Below are 12,593 nucleotides of genomic sequence, written 5' to 3'. Positions count from 1 at the left end.
GCGCATGCTTTCTCAACGAACGCGGTATACAATCAGGGCGCTGCTGCACCTCGCCGACCGCTACGGGGAAGGCCCGGTCCAGCTCACCGAGATCGCGCAGGCGCAAAACCTGCCGGCCAAGTTCCTGACCGTCATCCTCTCGCAGATGCGCCGCGCCGGCCTCGTCGACACGATGCGCGGCCGCGAGGGCGGCTATTGGCTCGCCCGCCGGCCCGAGGAGATCAGCTATGGCGAGATCGTCCGGCTGACCCGCGGCTCGCTCGGGCTGCTGCCCTGCGCGAGCCGGCTCGCCTACGAGCAGTGCAAGAATTGCATCAGCGAGGATCAGTGCCGCCTGCACCGGGCGATGCTGATGGTCCGCGACGAGACGGCGCGCATCCTCGACGGGCTCAGCCTCGCCGACAAGGTCGAGGTCGACGACCGCATCGAGGCATGAGCGGCCCTCGCGTCGTCGTGGTCGGCGCGGGGGCGTCGGGGACCTTGCAGGCGCTGCATCTTCAGCGCGCCGGCGCCGACGTCACCCTGGTCGAGCGGGCCGCCCGGCCGGGGCGCGGCGTCGCCTATGGCACGACCAGGCCCGAGCATCTGCTGAACGTGCCCGCGCGGCGGATGAGCGCCTTTGCCGACGAGATCGGCCATTTCAGCCGCTGGTGGGCCGACCGCACCGACGATGCCGCCACCGAGGAGGATTATGCGCCGCGCATGGTCTATGGCGACTATCTCACGGAATTGCTGGCGGAATCGGGCGTGGCGGTCGTGCACGGTGAGGCGGTGGACGTCGCCGGCGCGGTCCTGCTCGCCGACGGGCAAGGGCTGGCCGCGGACGCAGTGGTGCTCGCGCCCGGCAATTTCCGCCCGGCGACGCCGCGCGGCATCGATCCGGCCGCGCTCGGCGACCGCTGGATCGAGGACCCCTGGGCCGGCGGGCTCGAGGGGCTCGGGCCGAAGGACGTCGTCTTTCTGCTCGGCACCGGCCTCACCGCGGTCGACGTCGCGCTGACCCTGGAGGCGACCGGTTTCCGGGGGCGGATCGTGGCGCTGTCCCGCCGCGGCCTCGCGCCGCGCAGCCACGGCCTGCGCGAGCCGATGGTGGCGGCGCGCGAGGATCTGGTGCCGTCCTGCACGAAGATGCTGCGCCGGGTCCGCCAGCGCAGCGGGGAGGTGGGCTGGCGGGGCGCGGTGCACGAGCTGCGCACGGTCACGCAATGGCTCTGGGGCGCGGCGGACGAGGCGGAGCGGCGCCGCTTCCTCCGCCATCTGCGCCCCTGGTGGGACGTGCATCGCCACAAACTGGCGCCGGCGGTCGGGGCGACGATCGAGGCGATGCGGGCCGAGGCGCGGCTCGCCGTGGCGGCCGGGCGGCTGGTGTCGGTTGACCCGGTCGAGGGCGGCGTGGAAGTGCGGTTCCGGCTGCGCGGCCATGAGGAGATCGAGCAGTTGCGCGCGGCGCGGATCGTCAATTGCACCGGGCCCGAGCTGGGCATCGCCCGGGCCGGGGAGCCCTTGCTCGACGTTTTGCTCGCCAAGGGCGCGATCCGCGAGGATGCGCTCGGCATCGGCGTCGACGTCGACCTGGAATGCCGGGCGATCGGTGCGGACGGCGCGGCAAGCGAGACCCTGTCGGTGATCGGCCCGGTGACGCGGGGGACCTTCTGGGAGAGCGTGGCTGTGCCCGACATCAAGGTGCAGGCGGCCAGGGTGGCGGCGCGGTTGACCGGCTAGCCTCCTCCCCAGTCGCCGATTGGGGAGAAAGACTAGATCACGATCCGGAACAGGGCGCCGCCGCCCTCCCGGTCCCCCACGCTGATCGCGCCGCGATGGGCGAGGACGACCTGGCGGGCGAGGCTGAGGCCGACGCCGGTGCCCTCCTGCTTGGTGGTGAAGAAGGGGAGGAAGATGTCCTGCCTCAGCCCTTCCGGCACGCCGGGGCCGTTGTCGGCAATCTCGATCTGGACGCGACCGGAGCGGGTGCGGGAATAGCTCAGCCAGACGTGCGGCGCCTCGGCATGGCCGCGGGCGGCCTGGGCGGCATTGCGGATCAGGTTGATCAGCACCTGGCTCATCAGGTCCGGATCGGCGTCCAATGTCGGCACGCCGTCCACATTCAGGGTGAAGCCGATCCCCTGCGTGCGGTCGCTGGCGCGGAACAGGCTCTCCAGCTCGCGGCCCCAGGCCTCGACGTCGATCGGCCGGCGGCGAATCTCGGGGGCGCGGCTGATCTGGCGGTAGCTCTCCACGAAATGCATGACGCCGTCGGCTCGCCGGGCGAGCGTCTCCACCGCCATGCGCGCGTCGGTGACGTCCGCATTCTCGCCATGATCGACCTCGCGCATCAGATCGACCGCGCTGTGCGCGAGGCTGGTGACCGGGGTCATCGAGTTCATGATCTCGTGGGTCAGCACGCGGATCAGGTCGGACTGGGCGGCGATCTCGATCGCGTTGAGCTCGCCCTGGATGGGCTGCACCGCGACGACGCGGACCAGGCCGCCGAGCCGGTGCACGACCGCGGCGCTGACCAGCATGGTCTGCGGCACACCGTCGGAGACGAGCGGGACGAGGCGCGGGCGGTTCACCGCGCCGCCCTGCAGCGCCGCGGCGAAGGCCTCGCCATATTCGCGGAAATCCTCGATCCTGACGCCCTGGTGGCGGACGAGCAGCCGGCGCGCCGCCTTGTTGGCCAGCTCGACCTTGCCGGCGTCGACGGTGAGCAGGGCGGTCGGCGCGTCGTCGAGCACCGCCTCGTAGAAGCGGTTGGCATCGATCAATTTGTGGCGCTCGTCGCGCAATTTCTTGATCGAATCGTCGAGCACGTCGGACAGGTCGCCGAAGCCGGAGCCCTGGCCGCGGTTGGAGAAGCCCTGGCTGAAATCGCCGAAGCGCACCGCGTCGAGGAAGCGGGCCAGCTCCATGTTGGTGCGCTGGATGTAGCGCCAGAGCATGAAGGCGGCACCGAGCACGATCAGCCCGGCGACGATCCGCGCCGCGCCGAGGTCGGTCCGGCCGAGCGAGGCGACGAACAGGAAGACCAGCGCGACGAGCAGGCTCAGCCGCCAGGCCAGGCCGAGCACGAAGCGGTTGTGGAAGTGGAGCCTCACCTGAAATCCCTCCCCCTCGAGGGGGAGGGTAGGGAGGGGGTGTCCGGCGTTCGGGAGGATCCGCGGAGGCCGAGCCCCCTCACCCTGACCCTCTCCCCGCCGGGGAGAGGGTATTTGGCCGAGTCTTCCCTCACCGCATCACAGCCCATGCTTTTCCATGCGCCGGTAGAGCGAGGCGCGGGTGAGGCCGAGCTCGGAGGCGGCGAGGCTGATATTGTAGCTGTGCTTCTTCAGCGCCTCCTCGACCATCTGCTTCTCGACCCGCTCGAGATTGAGGTCATCACGCGCGACTGGCGTGGGAGCAGGCGCGGGCACCGGCGCGGCGCGCGACGGGGCGAGGCCGCGGGAGAGGGAGAAGTCGGCTTCGGTGAAGGCGGCGCCGTCCGACAGGATCACGGCGCGCTCGCAGGCATGGCGGAGCGCGCGGACGTTGCCGGGCCAGTCATAGGCCTCGAGCGCCTGCACCACCACGTCGGGCAGGGCGCGGACCGGCTTGCCGTATTTCTTCGCATATTGGGCGATGAAATGCTCGGCCAGCTGGAGGATGTCCTGCCGCCGTTCGCGCAAGGGCGGCAGGTCGATCTCCACCGTGTTGAGGCGGAAGAGCAGGTCCTGGCGGAAGCGGCTCTCGTCGGCGAGCTGGTCGACCGGGCAGTTGGTCGCCGCGATCACGCGGATATCGATCGGCACCGGCTTGTTGGCGCCGACCGGGACGATCTGGCGCTGCTCCAGCGCGGTCAGCAATTTCGGCTGGAGATGGAGCGGCAGATTGCCGATCTCGTCGAGGAAGAGGGTGCCGCCGTCCGCCGCCTGCATGCGCCCGATCCGGTCGCTGCGCGCGTCGGTGAAGGCGCCCTTCACATGGCCGAACAGCTCGCTCTCGAACAGATTCTCGGCGACCGCGCCGAGATCGACCGAGACCAGGATCTGGTCGGCGCGGCGGGAGCGGGCATGGAGCGCGCGGGCGGCCAGCTCCTTGCCGGTGCCATTCTCGCCGAGGATCAGGACATTGGCGTCGGTCGGCCCGGCCCGCTCGATCAGCGACCAGACCCGGGCCATGGCCGGGGACTCGCCGAGCAGGGGCGTGTCACCGCCGGCCGGGGTCGAGATCGCCTCCGCCTTCTTGCGCTCGACCACGACCTCGGCGCGCGAGGTGCGCAGGGCCGCGGCGGTGCGGACGGTGGCGAGCAGCCGCTCGTTCGACCAGGGCTTGGAGACGAAGTCGGTGGCGCCGCGCTTCATCGCCTCGACGGCGACGCCGATCCCCGCATGGGCGGTGATCATCACCACCACCGCCTGGGGATCGCGCGCCAATATCTCGCTGAGCCAGTGATAGCCCTCGGCCGCATTGGTCGCGCCGCGCGCGAAATTGGCGTCGAGCAGGATCGCGTCGGGCAGCTCGCGCTCCATCGAGGCGAGCGCCTCGGCCGGCTCCTGGAAGGCGGCGACCTCGACGAACAGGTCGCGCAGCAGCAGCCGCGCGGACAAGGCGATGTCCGGATCGTCGTCAATGATGATGCAGCGCCCGAAGGGCTTTGCCTGAGTCACGCCTTACACTCCCACCCGATGCCGTGTCCGATAACGGACAATCGCGGCCGAGGCCAGTCCGCGCGCGGACAGATTCGCCCGGTTTCGCGCACCTTTGGGCCCGCCTCTCGCCGGCGGATCAACCGGAAATTGGCGGATTTCCGGGCTTTTCTCCACTTGGCATGGCTGATGCTGGGAAGGAGGCAACAGGGAGCGTGTAAAGGGAGTAAAGATCATGTCCGCAGCGAAATTCGAAACCTTCGCCTTCATGGCCGGCTTCATCGCCACCGGTTTCCTCACGCTCGTGGCCCTGCCGCTTGGCGCGTGAGTGGTGCGTGCGCGGCGGCGGAAAGTCCCGGTTGCTTAACGGACATACCGCCGCCGCCAGCCAATCCGGAGTTTCGGGGAACTAGATGAGCATCGTGCGGATGAAAGAGGCGCAAGGCCCCCAGAGCGGCGGCGGCATGGACCGCGAGGTCGCGTCGCGGAAGCTGGGCACCAAGGCGAAGATCGGCCTCGGCGCCGGCGGCCTCGTCATCCTGCTCGCGCTCTTCTGGTACTTCATGCCCGCCGGCAACAGCCAGACGGTCGAGGCCAGCCGCCTCACCATCTCGACGGTCACCCAGGGCCGGTTCGACGATTTCCTGCCGCTGCGCGCGCAGGTCCAGCCCTCGCTCACCATCTATCTCGACGCCGTCCAGGGCGGCCGGGTCGAGCGCGTCCTCGTCGAGGACGGCGCCATGGTCACCCAGGGCCAGCTCCTCGCCGAGCTCTCCAATTCCGACCTGCAGCTCAACGTGCTCGCCCGCCAGACCGAGGTCACCCAGCAGATCAACTCGATGCGCAGCCAGGAGCTGGCGCTGAACCAGACGCGCCTCGCCAACGAGCGCGCGCGGATCGAGGCCGATCTCGCCACCCAGACGGCGCGGCGCCAGTATGAGATGCAGCGCCCGCTCGCCGAGCGCGGCTTCGTCTCCGGCCGGACCTTCGCGGATTCGCGCGACACCTATGAGGCGAACCGGCGCCGCTCCGAAGTGCTGCGCCGCCAGCAGGCCGATGACGAGCGCCTGCAGTCCAGCCAGCTCGCCCAGCTGCGCGCCTCCGCCAGCGGCCTGAACCAGAGCCTCGACATCGCCCGCCGCAGCCTGGATTCGCTGAACCTGCGCGCGCCGGTCTCGGGCCAGCTGACCAGCTTCAACATCCAGATCGGCCAGTCGCTGAACCGCGGCGAGCGGCTCGGGCAGATCGACAGCGCCGGCCGCAACAAGCTGCGGGCCCAGGTCGACGAATTCTACCTGAACCGGGTCAGCGAGGGCCTCACCGCCGATGCGGAGGTGGCCGGCCGCACCTACCGGATGCGGGTCAGCAAAATCTATCCGCAGGTCCGCAACGGCACGTTCGAGATCGACCTGCAGTTCGTCAGCGCGGAGCCGCGCGACCTGCAGCGCGGCCAGACCGTGCAGCTGCGCATGACGCTGGGCGCCTCGTCCCAGGCGCGGCTGGTGCCGAACGGCGCCTTCTACAACGACACGGGCGGCAGCTGGATCTTCGTGGTTTCCCCCGACGGCCGCTCGGCGGTGCGCCGCCAGGTGCGCCTCGGCCGCCGCAACGCCGACTTCATCGAGGTGCTCGAGGGGCTGGAGCCCGGCGAGCGCGTCATCACCTCCCCCTATACGGGCTTCCAAGAGCGGGACCGGCTCAGCCTCTCCGGCCAATAAGTGGGCAAAGAAAGGATTTTCCTATGTTGAGCATGCGTGAAGTTTCCCGGGTCTACCGAACCGACACGGTCGAGACGACCGCGCTCGACGGGATCTTCCTCGATGTCGCGGACGGCGAATTCGTCGCGATCATGGGCCCGTCCGGCTGCGGCAAGTCCACCCTGCTCAACGTCATCGGCATGCTCGACAGTCCGACGAGCGGCTCCTACGTCTTCGACGGCACCGAGGTCGCCAAGATGTCGGAGTCCAGGCTCGCGGACTTCCGCAAGCGGAACATCGGCTTCATCTTCCAGTCCTTCAATCTCGTGGACGAGCTTTCGGTCCGCGAGAATATCGAGCTTGCGCTGCTCTACCATAACGTCCCCACGGGGGAGCGGCGCACCCGGGTCGACGCGGTGATGGACAAGGTGGGCATCGCCCACCGCGCCAAGCACCGGCCGTCGCAATTGTCAGGCGGACAGCAGCAGCGCGTTGCCGTCGCCCGGGCCCTTGTCGCAGCGCCGAAGCTGATCCTCGCCGACGAGCCGACGGGCAATCTCGACACGGCGCATGGCGAGGAGGTGATGAAGATGCTGCAGGCCCTCAACACCGAGGGCTCGACCATCGTCATGGTCACCCACTCGCCCGCCCATGCCGATTATGCCGGCCGCGTCGTCAACATGCTCGACGGCCGCATCCTGGTCGAGCACCGGCGGGCGGCATGAGCCGGCGTCTCCTGCTGGTGGCGGCCCTGGCCGCCTGCCTGCCTTCTCCGGCGGCGGCGCAGGCCCGCCGGCAGGGCACGGTGCTCATGGCCGAGGACGAAGGCTCGCGCCGCTTCCAGGAGCAATGGGGCTATGCCGACGCGATCGTCGCCGGCGACACCGTCTATCTGTCCGGGATCGTCGTCGGGCAGCGCGAGGGCGAGACGCTCGAGGCGGCCTATGACCGCGGCTACCGGCACATCGGCACCATCCTCAGGCGCGCCGGGGTGAGCTGGGACGATGTCGTCGACATCACCTCCTACCATACCGACGTGACCGCGCAGATGCCGGCAATCACCGCCGTGCACCGCCGCTACGTCACCGCCCCCTTTCCGGCCTGGACGGCGATCGACGTCGATCGCCTGATCCCGGAGCGGGGCATCACCGAGATCAAGGTCATCGCCCGGCGGCCGACCGCCGCCGCGCGCAACTAGAACGGAAGCAGGACCATGTGGCGTAATTATATGACGGTGGGCATCAGGGCGCTGACCAAGAACAAGACCTATGCCTTCATCAACATCGTCGGCCTCGCCATCGGCCTCGCCGCCTGCCTGCTCCTGCTCGTCTACGTCCGCTACGAGACGAATTACGACAGCTGGCTGCCGAACCACGAGAACACCTACCAGTTGCAGACCCGTTATACGGAGAAGTCGACCGGCCAGACGCTCAACCTGCAGATGGCGTCCTACGTGTCGGGCCAGCGCCTGAAGGAGAATTTCCCGCAGATCGAGTCCATGGTCTACGCCTCCGCCGGCGCCTTCACGGTGCTGCGCAACGGCGAGGCGGTGACGGTCGAGAATACCAGCGCCGTCAACGGCCCGTTCTTCGACACCGTCCAGCTGCCGATGCTGCACGGCGACCCGGCCACGGCGCTGCAGAATCCCGGCTCGGTCGCGCTCAACGAGACCACCGCGCGCCGGCTGTTCGGCACCGACAATCCGGTGGGCCGGACCCTGACCACGATGATCCGGGGGCGGCAGGTCGACCAAAGGGTCACCGCGGTGTTCCGCGACCTGCCGAGAAACTCGCACATGGACTTCAACATGCTCGTGCGGATCGATCCGAATTCCTATTATGCCGAGCAGCCCGAATTCATGCGCAACTGGGGCTGGCAGTCGGGCTGGTACTATCTCCGGCTGCGTCCGGGCACCGATCCCGCCGCGATCAACGCCGCCATCCCGGCCTGGGAGCGCCGCGTCATCCCGACCCAGGTGATCGACGGCATCAGCTACAATCCCGGCGACGAGAGCGACTACCGGATCGAGAATGTCCGCTCGATCCACCTCGGCGAGGCGCAGAACGGGGCGGCGCGGCCGGGCAATGACTGGACGACCATCACCACCTTCCTGATCGTCGCCTTCCTGATCCTCGGCATGGCCTGCGTGAACTTCACCAACCTCGCCACCGCCCGCGCCAGCCAGCGCGCCCGCGAGGTGGCGCTGCGGAAGGTACTCGGCGCCAACCGCCGCCAGCTCATCACCCAGTTCCTCGGCGAATCGGTGCTGATCGCCTGCATCTCGATGCTGCTCGCGCTCGCGATGGTGGAGCTGCTGCTGCCGCTCTTCTCCGGCTTCCTCGATGCAGACCTGCGCATGCAATATCTGGGCTGGGACGGGATGCTGCTGCCGGTGCTCGGCCTGACCCTGCTGGTCGGCGCCGCGGGCGGCCTCTACCCGGCCTTCTACCTCTCCCGCTTCCAGCCGGCGCAGGTACTGAAGGCGAACAAGTCGTCGAGCGAGGCGAGCGGCTCCGGCCTGCTGCGCAACATCCTGGTCGTCGGCCAGTTCGCGGTCTCGATCGGCCTCATCATCTGCACCGCCGTCGTCTACGCGCAGACCGTCTACGCGCAGACTGCGGATCCCGGCTATCGCCGCGACGGCATCCTGCAGGTGGAGGGGATCGGCCGCCGCCAGATCGTGCCCATCCAGGAGACCCTGATCCGCGAGATCGAGCGCGTGCCCGGCGTCCAGTCGGCCGCCCGCACGACGATCGGCGTCGCCACGCAGAACTCGACCAACGAGGGTGTGCTCCTTCCGGGCCGGAGCGACCCGATCAACATCGGTTCCTACCAGGTCGACTACAAGTTCTTCGACACGATGGGCATCCGCCTGCTCGCCGGGCGCGCCTTCGACCAGAACCGGCCGATGGACGATGCGACCGTGCCCTTCCCGACCGATCCGGCGGCGCAGCGCGCGATCATCGCGCGGGGCGGCGTCAACGTCGTGATCAACGAGTCCGCGGCGCGCAAGCTCGGCTGGCGCAACCCGGCGGAGGCGGTCGGCAAGCAGGTGCGCGCCGGCATCTTCGGCCAGGAATATGGCCTGGTGCCGGTCAACATCATCGGCGTCGTCCAGGATTCGCGCTTCCGCTCGATTCGCGAGCCGCTGGACGAGATCATGTTCCGGATCAACCGGACCGGCGGCAATGTGCTCGACGTCCGCCTGGATCCGGGCGCCGATCCGCGCGCAGTGCTGGCCGGGGTCGAGGCGGTGTGGAAAAGGCTGATCCAGGACGCGCCCTTCTCCGCCCGCTTCAGCGAGGACATCATCACCGAGCTCTATACGGCGGAAACCGCAAGGGCGAAGGTGTTTGCGGGCTTCGCGATCCTCGCCGTGATCGTCGCCTGCCTGGGCCTGTTCGGCCTCGCCGCCTTCACCGCCGAGCGGCGGACCAAGGAGATCGGCATCCGCAAGGTGCTCGGCGCCCGGGTCCGCGACATCGTCGGGCTGCTCGCCTGGCAATTCTCGAAGCCGGTGCTCTGGGCGATGCCGATCGCCTGGCTGATCGCCTGGTGGCAGATGAGCGTCTGGCTCAACACCTTCGACACGCGGATCGACATGGGCGTGCTGCCCTTCGTGGCGGCCGGGCTGCTCGCTTTGGTCATCGCGGTCGGCACGATCGCCAGCCACGCCTTCAGGGTGGCGCGGGCCAATCCGATCCTCGCGCTCCGCTACGAATAGGAGAAGCGACGAAGCACGAACGGGAGATCTGCAGAAGGGGAGCAGGATGATCTGGCGCAACTACATGACGGTCGCCTGGCGGGCGATGCAGCGCGACCCGCTGTTCACGATCATCAACCTGTTCGGCCTCGCCGTCGGCCTCGCCGGCTGCCTCCTGATCGTCCTGTTCATTCGCTACGAGCTCAGCTTCGACGACTGGCTCCCCGATGGCGACCGCGTCTACCAGCTGCAGCGTATCTCGACGAGCGGCACCGAAAGCGGGCAACGCACTGCGCAGACCTCCTTCGTGGCGGCGACGGCCATGCCGCCGCAATTTCCGGAAATCGAGAAGGCGACCGGGCTGATCGGCACGGGCGGCATCTTCCGCCGTGACGGCGAGCTGGTCGAGCTCGACGATGTCTACATCACCGACGCCAATTTCCTTGACGTGCTGAAGCTGCCGCTGATTGCCGGCGATCCCGCGACCGCCCTTGCCGAGCCTGGCAGCATCGTCCTCACCGAAAGCTCGGCACGCCAGCTGCTCGGACGGACGGACGTGCTGGGCGCCACGGTGAACCGGGTGATTACTGGCGGCGACAGGCCCGTGCGGGTTACCGGCGTGCTGCGCGATCTGCCGGCCAATTCCCACCTCCGCATCGCGGCGCTCTACCGGCCCGGCATCGCGCTCACCGGCCCCGGCTACGAACGCTACACGCAATGGGACTGGGTTTCGGCCTGGGTCTATGTCCGTCTCCGCCCGGGCGCGACCGTCGAGGCGATCACCCGCCGAATGCCGGCCACCCTGCAGCGCGTGGTGCCGGCCAGCCAGCGCAACCGCTCGGCGAGCGACGGCCTCGGCTTCACCCAGGACCTGTTCAACATCCGGGAGATCAACACAGGCCCGATCGATTCGGGCACGATGCGCGCCGGCACGTCGATGAAGACCCTGGTCACGTTCGGCATCGTCGCCGCCTTCCTGCTGATCGTCGCCTGCGTCAACTTCACGAACCTGGCGACCGCGCGTGCGAGCCGGCGCGCGCGCGAGGTGGGGCTGCGCAAGACGCTTGGCGCCACCAGACTGCAGCTCGTCGTCCAGTTCCTCGCCGAGGCCTTCGCCATCGTCATCGTGGCGGGCCTGCTGGCGCTTGCCCTGACCGAGCTCGCGCTGCCGTTCCTCAATGGCCTTCTCGGGGAGCCGATCGCGATGCACTATGTTGGGCCGCACGGCATTCTCCTGCCGCTGGGCCTGTTGCTCGCTTTGGTCGGCGTGCTGAGCGGCGCCTATCCCGCCTTCTTCCTCTCCCGCTATCGCCCGTCGCAGGTGCTCAAGGCCAATCAGGGCAGCGCCGACACGCCCGGCGCCGGGCGGCTGAGGACGGGGCTGGTGGTCATCCAGTTCGCGGTCTCGATCGCGCTCATCATCTGCACCGCGATCATTTACGCGCAGACGCTGTACGCGCGCAGCCTGGATCCCGGCTACCGTGTGTCGGGACTGCTGTTCGTGGAGGATCCCGGCTGGCTGGGCGAACGCCAGCAGATCGAGACCTTCATGCGCCGGGTCGCCGCCATTCCCGGCGTGACCTCGGTGGCGCGGGTGGGCATCACTCCGAATCCGGGCACCACCTCCGGTTTCACGGTGCGCGCACAGGGTGCGCCGACCGCGGTCAACCTCCAGATCGTCGACATCGACGGCAATGCCTTCAGCACGCTCGGCATGCGGCTGCTGGCCGGCCGCAGCGTGACGGACGAGCGCGAGATGGACGTCGGCGCGCCGCGCTTCAACAGCGATCCGGAGCGCGACCGGCTGATCGAGCAGCGGGGGCTCAACGTGGTGGTGGACGAGAGCGCCGCCCGGACGCTCGGCTATTCCGATCCGCAGGCTGCGATCGGCCGGCAGATCATTCCCCAGCCGGGGGACGGGCACGCGGTCGCCCCCTACACGATCGTCGGCGTGGTCAACGACGCCCGCTTCGCATCGGCGCGCTTCGAGGCCCGGCCCAACATCTATTATGTTTCGCCGGCGGGCCATCTCAGCCTGGCCGTCCGCTTCGAGGGCGCGAACGGCGCGCGTGTGATGTCGGCGATCGAAACGCTGTGGAAGGCGAGCGTGAACGACACGCCGTTCAGAGGCTTCTTCGCCGACGCGAGGATCGCCGAAATGTACGACCGCGACGAGCGGCGGGCGCAGATGTTCGCGGTCTTCGCGGCGTTCGCGATCCTCATTTCCTGCCTCGGCCTGTTCGGCCTCGCCGCCTTCACCGCCCAGCACCGCACCAAGGAGATCGGGATCCGCAAGGTGTTCGGCGCGGGCACGCGCGACATCGTGCGGCTGCTCGCCTGGCAGTTCACCCGTCCCGTCCTCCTCGCCAACCTGATCGCCTGGCCGGTCGCCTGGTGGGCGATGCGCAACTGGCTTTCGGAATTCGAGAACCGGATCGACATCGGTCCGGGGCCCTTCGTCATCGCCGGTCTGCTGGCGCTGGTCATCGCTGTCGGGACGATTGCCGGACACGCCATCAGGGTGGCGCGGGCCAACCCGATCCACGCGCTCCGGTACGAGTAGGAGGCCCA

At 68.9% G+C, this 12,593-nt stretch carries 9 protein-coding genes; 7 read left to right on the top strand and 2 right to left on the bottom strand.

The features are described 5' to 3' along the window. Nucleotides 1–4: 4 nt before the first annotated feature. Entirely contained in the window at nucleotides 5–436 is a 432-nt protein-coding gene (locus VEC11_RS17060) for an RrF2 family transcriptional regulator (RefSeq protein ID WP_464134886.1), read from the top strand. Further along, entirely contained in the window at nucleotides 433–1,722 is a 1,290-nt protein-coding gene (locus VEC11_RS17055) for an FAD/NAD(P)-binding protein (RefSeq protein WP_464134882.1), read from the top strand. The genes VEC11_RS17060 and VEC11_RS17055 overlap by 4 nt, the downstream gene beginning before the upstream one ends. Nucleotides 1,723–1,754: 32 nt before the next feature. Here VEC11_RS17055 and VEC11_RS17050 read toward each other — a convergent pair whose 3' ends face one another. After that, nucleotides 1,755–3,095, bottom strand: coding sequence for a sensor histidine kinase (locus VEC11_RS17050; RefSeq protein ID WP_464134876.1), 1,341 nt, complete (start codon nucleotides 3,093–3,095; stop codon nucleotides 1,755–1,757). Between the two features lie 138 nt (nucleotides 3,096–3,233). After that, nucleotides 3,234–4,643 (bottom strand): sigma-54-dependent transcriptional regulator, encoded by a 1,410-nt coding sequence (locus VEC11_RS17045; protein ID WP_464134870.1) that lies wholly within the window; start codon nucleotides 4,641–4,643, stop codon nucleotides 3,234–3,236. Nucleotides 4,644–5,035: 392 nt separating this feature from the next. Here VEC11_RS17045 and VEC11_RS17040 point away from each other — a divergent pair, with 392 nt between their 5' ends. Genes VEC11_RS17040 through VEC11_RS17020 form a run of 5 tightly spaced genes read left to right on the top strand, consistent with a single transcriptional unit; the run spans nucleotide 5,036 to nucleotide 12,585 of the window. Further along, nucleotides 5,036–6,340: an efflux RND transporter periplasmic adaptor subunit gene (locus VEC11_RS17040; protein WP_464134865.1), complete on the top strand. Its 1,305-nt coding sequence runs from the start codon at nucleotides 5,036–5,038 to the stop codon at nucleotides 6,338–6,340. A 23-nt stretch (nucleotides 6,341–6,363) separates the two neighbouring features. Then, a complete protein-coding gene (locus tag VEC11_RS17035; RefSeq protein WP_464134859.1) occupies nucleotides 6,364–7,044 on the top strand; it encodes an ABC transporter ATP-binding protein in 681 nt (226 codons plus the stop codon). Beyond that, entirely contained in the window at nucleotides 7,041–7,517 is a 477-nt protein-coding gene (locus VEC11_RS17030) for a Rid family hydrolase (RefSeq protein WP_464134854.1), read from the top strand. Before VEC11_RS17035 ends, VEC11_RS17030 begins: the two co-directional genes overlap by 4 nt. A gap of 15 nt (nucleotides 7,518–7,532) precedes the next feature. Then, the gene (locus VEC11_RS17025) at nucleotides 7,533–10,043 is read left to right on the top strand and encodes an ABC transporter permease (protein WP_464134849.1); all 2,511 of its coding nucleotides are present in this window, start codon (nucleotides 7,533–7,535) and stop codon (nucleotides 10,041–10,043) included. A 46-nt stretch (nucleotides 10,044–10,089) separates the two neighbouring features. Continuing rightward, nucleotides 10,090–12,585 carry an ABC transporter permease gene (locus VEC11_RS17020; protein ID WP_464134845.1) on the top strand — a complete coding sequence of 832 codons (2,496 nt, stop codon included), beginning with the start codon at nucleotides 10,090–10,092 and terminating at the stop codon, nucleotides 12,583–12,585. Nucleotides 12,586–12,593: the final 8 nt, after the last annotated feature.

Source organism: Allosphingosinicella sp. (genome assembly GCF_035626655.1).
Lineage (GTDB): Bacteria > Pseudomonadota > Alphaproteobacteria > Sphingomonadales > Sphingomonadaceae > Allosphingosinicella.
This window is presented reverse-complemented; position numbering and strand designations above follow the sequence as displayed.

Bases quoted from the DNA above. Each gene is read 5' to 3' on its own strand.
- VEC11_RS17055 (WP_464134882.1), top strand. From the start codon at position 433: ATGAGCGGCCCTCGCGTCGTCGTGGTCGGCGCGGGGGCGTCGGGGACC.
- VEC11_RS17020 (WP_464134845.1), top strand. From the start codon at position 10,090: ATGATCTGGCGCAACTACATGACGGTCGCCTGGCGGGCGATGCAGCGC.
- VEC11_RS17040 (WP_464134865.1), top strand. From the start codon at position 5,036: ATGAGCATCGTGCGGATGAAAGAGGCGCAAGGCCCCCAGAGCGGCGGC.
- VEC11_RS17030 (WP_464134854.1), top strand. From the start codon at position 7,041: ATGAGCCGGCGTCTCCTGCTGGTGGCGGCCCTGGCCGCCTGCCTGCCT.
- VEC11_RS17060 (WP_464134886.1), top strand. From the start codon at position 5: ATGCTTTCTCAACGAACGCGGTATACAATCAGGGCGCTGCTGCACCTC.
- VEC11_RS17025 (WP_464134849.1), top strand. From the start codon at position 7,533: ATGTGGCGTAATTATATGACGGTGGGCATCAGGGCGCTGACCAAGAAC.
- VEC11_RS17035 (WP_464134859.1), top strand. From the start codon at position 6,364: ATGTTGAGCATGCGTGAAGTTTCCCGGGTCTACCGAACCGACACGGTC.